Source organism: Nonomuraea lactucae (assembly GCF_003313395.1).
Taxonomy (GTDB): Bacteria; Actinomycetota; Actinomycetes; order Streptosporangiales; family Streptosporangiaceae; genus Nonomuraea; species Nonomuraea lactucae.
On the sequence record NZ_QNFZ01000654.1, the window covers coordinates 1 to 2845 of the forward strand.

Below are 2845 nucleotides of genomic sequence, written 5' to 3' on the forward strand. Positions count from 1 at the left end.
CCCGACCCCGCGCCGGTCACCAGCGCGACCCGGCCGTCGAACCTGCCGGCGGCCCGCCCGGCGGGCTGGGGCATCACCACTCCACTCGCAGCGCCGTCAGGCCGCGGCCGACGATCGACCGCCGGTAGGCGATCGGCGCGCCGGGTACCAGCCGCAGCGAGGGCAGGCGGCGGCCGAGCACCTCCAGCGCGGTGCGCAGCTGGAGCCTGCCGAGGGCCGCGCCGACGCAGAAGTGGATGCCGTAGCCGAAGACCATGTGCGCGTCGGCGTTCGGCCGGTCGATCACGAACCTGTCGGGGTCGGGGAAGACCGTCTCGTCGTGGGCGGCGGAGTCGGTGGACAGCAGCACGAGGCTGCCCGCCGGGATCGTCACCCCGTGCAGTGACATGTCGGTCAGGGCGTAGCGGAACGAGCCCAGCGAGGCGCCGTCGATCCGCATGCACTCCTCGACGGCGTTCCGGACGAGGGCGGGCTCGACCGGCCACGCCTTCTCGCGCAGCAGCCGCAGCACGGCGTTGCCGAGCTGGTTCGGCACGGTGTCGTTGCCGCCGAGGAGGATCGTGGAGATCAGCTCGACCACCTCGCGGTGGGTCAGCTCGTCGCCGATCAGCGAGGTCATCAGCGAGGTGAAGTCGTCCCGGGGCTCCTCGGCCCGCGCGGCGACCAGCCGGTCCACGTAGTCGAGGTACGCGAGGAAGCTGCCGGCCAGCTCAAGCTGCCGCCGCGGCGGCTGGGGCGACAGGAAGAGCTGGAACCAGTCCTTGACGTGCGCCTGCACGAACTCCTCGTCCGCCTCCGGCACCCCGATGAAGCGGGCGGTCAGCTTGACGGACGGCTCGTGCCCGATGTCGCGGACGAAGTCCGCCTCGCCCTTGGGGACGATCCGGTCGAGCAGTTCCTCGTTGAGCCGCCTGAAGGTCTCCTCCATCGCCGAGACCGCCCGGGGCGTGAACGCCCTGGACACCGAGCGCCGCAGCCTGGTGTGGTCGGGCGGGTCCACGTTGGCCACGAAGCTCGACAGGAACGACCCGTGCTCGCCCAGCCTGTCGCGCGTCTCCCGGGTGAGGCTTCGGGAGATCGTCAGCGAGCCCTTGGAGGAGAACCGCCTCGGGTCGCCGTACGCGGCGCGCACGTCGGCGTGGCGGGTGAGCACGTACGCGCCGAGGTGCTCGCTGCGGAACACCGGCCGCTCCCGGCGCAGCCTGGCCAGGAACTCGTACGGCGAGGCGACATGCCAGTCCGAGCCGACGTCGAAGTCCTCGATCATGCGAAAACCCTCCGCGGGTTGTCCACGAGCATCTGGTGGATCTGGTCCTCGGTGACGCCCCGCTTGCGCAGCTCGGGCAGGACGTCGCGGGAGACGTGCAGGAGGTGGTAGTCCGGGTGGCGGCGCCGTACGACCTCGGCGTCGAAGCGGTCGTTGAAGCAGTAGGAGTCGTGCCCGAGCACCATCCGCCCGGCGTGGCCCCGCTCGCACATCGCGGCCACGGTCGCCACCCGGTCCTCGAACGGGCTGATCGTGTCGATGCCGAAGCGGTCCATGCCGAGGAACGACCCGTTCGCGACGAGTTCCTCCAGGTAGGCGACGTCCGTGGAGTCGCCCGCGTGCCCGATCACGACCCTGCCCAGGTCCACGCCGAGCGAGGCGAGCAGCCGCTGCTGCTCCAGCCCGCCCCTGGTGCCGCTGTGCGAGTGCGTGGTGATCGGCGCGCCGGTCTCCAGGTGCGCCTGCGCGACGGCGCGGAAGACCCGCTCGCACCCGGGCGTCATGCCCGCCCGGTCGGTGGCGCACTTGAGCATGGCCGCCCTGACCCCGGTCCTGCCGATGCCCTCGGCGATGTCCCGGACGAAGAACTCGGCCAGCCGGTCGGGCCCGCCGAACAGCGAGCCGGGGCCGCGGTTGGCGAAGTACGGGGGCAGCGCGTCGTAGGTGTAGAGCCCGGTCGCCGCCACGATGTTGACGCTGGTCAGCTCGGCCACCCGGCGCACCGACGGGATGTGGCGGCCGAGGCCGACCACGGTCAGGTCCACGATCGTGTCGACGCCCTCGGCCTTCAGCGCGTCGAGCTTGCCCGCCGCCTCCCGGGCCCGCTCCTCCGGATCCCACCGCTCCGGGATGTCGGGCCAGTTCCACAGGATCTCCGGGCTGAGCCCGAAGACGTGCTCGTGCATGAGCGTCGCCCCAAGGTCGGCGACCGGCCCTCTCACGGTCTCAGGCACGGGAACCTCGGGTGCTCGAACGGGCGGTTCACCTCCAGGCCGAGCCCGTCCGTCTGCCGGTACGGCAGGCCGGTGTAGAGGGCGTCGGCGTCGAAGTAGGTGGCGGTGAACGACAGGCGCGCCGTGTCGCGGTGGTTGGCGGGCGCGCCGTGCACGGTCAGCGCGTGGTGCGCGGTGGCGTCCCCCGCCTGGAGGTCGAGCGGCGGCGACAGTTCCAGCTCCTTCAGCCAGGGATGCTGGGTGAGCTGGTCGTCGCCCGCCCGGGTGAAGCTCCGCCCGAGCACCCCGCAGCGGTGCGAGCCGCTGTAGAAGCGCAGCGACCCCATGTCGGCGGGCACGTCGGCCAGGGCCAGCCAGATCGTCAGCATGGCCGAGCGGTCCATCGGCATCCAGGGGAAGTCCTGGTGGAACTCTGTCGCGCCGTGCTCGCCCGGCTCCTTGACCAGCAGGTTCGTCACCTGGATGCGCACCGCGCGCACGCCGCGCAGCAGCCGGGCGGCGTTGCGGCCCATCGCGGCGCTCGTGGCCAGCGCGCGGAACGCCTCGTCGGCCTCGGCGACGTCGCGAGTCTGGCCGAACGCCTGCTCGACCAGCGTCGTCACGGCCCGGTCCCGCTCCGGCTGCC

At 72.4% G+C, this 2845-nt stretch carries 3 protein-coding genes; all 3 read right to left on the reverse strand.

The window, feature by feature from the left end:
* Positions 1-73: 73 nt before the first annotated feature.
* Entirely contained in the window at positions 74-1267 is a 1194-nt protein-coding gene (locus DQW85_RS24865; protein WP_113702418.1) for a cytochrome P450, read from the reverse strand.
* Entirely contained in the window at positions 1264-2220 is a 957-nt protein-coding gene (locus tag DQW85_RS24870; protein WP_240197407.1) for a phosphotriesterase family protein, read from the reverse strand. Before DQW85_RS24870 ends, DQW85_RS24865 begins: the two co-directional genes overlap by 4 nt.
* Positions 2205-2845 (reverse strand): phytanoyl-CoA dioxygenase family protein (locus DQW85_RS24875; protein WP_205315384.1); only part of this gene is annotated, 641 nt, incomplete at its 5' end. The genes DQW85_RS24875 and DQW85_RS24870, both read right to left, overlap by 16 nt.